At 49.9% G+C, this 535-nt stretch carries 1 protein-coding gene and 1 pseudogene; both read left to right on the plus strand.

The annotated features are described in order from the left end of the window. The coding region (locus FN960_RS23420) for a chorismate mutase (protein ID WP_221936822.1) at nucleotides 1-269 on the plus strand (269 nt) is incomplete at its 5' end. 15 nt (nucleotides 270-284) lie between these two features. Continuing rightward, nucleotides 285-535: pseudogene (locus FN960_RS23425) on the plus strand (prephenate dehydratase domain-containing protein); the annotation flags it as partial.

The following is a 535-nucleotide window of genomic DNA, read 5'->3' on the forward strand; positions in this document are numbered from 1 at the left end:
AGCGGCTCGAACTGGCCGTCGAGGTGGGAAAAGCCAAACTGCTCTCGCATCGCCCGGTACGTGATATTGATCGTGAACACGATTTACTGGAAAGATTAATTACGCTCGGTAAAGCGCACCATCTGGACGCCCATTACATTACTCGCCTGTTCCAGCTCATCATTGAAGATTCCGTATTAACTCAGCAGGCTTTGCTCCAACAACATCTCAATAAACTTAATCCGCACTCCGCACGCATCGCTTTTCTCGGCCCCAAAGGCTCCTATTGACATCTTGCCGCTCGTCAGTACGCTGCCCGTCACTTTGAGCAATTCATTGAAAGTGGCTGCGCCAAATGTGCCGATATTTTTAATCAGGTGGAAACCGGCCAGGCCGACTATGCCGTCGTACCGATTGAAAATACCAGCTCCGGTGCCATAAGCGACGTTTACGATCTGCTGCAACATGCCAGCTTGTCGATTGTGGGCGAGATGACGTTAACTATCGACCATTGTTTGTTGGTCTCCGGCACTACTGATTTATCCACCATCAATAC

Origin of the sequence: Alkalicoccobacillus porphyridii, from assembly GCF_007293315.1 — a bacterium.
GTDB classification, from domain to species: Bacteria; Bacillota; Bacilli; order Bacillales; family Bacillaceae_D; genus Alkalicoccobacillus; species Alkalicoccobacillus porphyridii.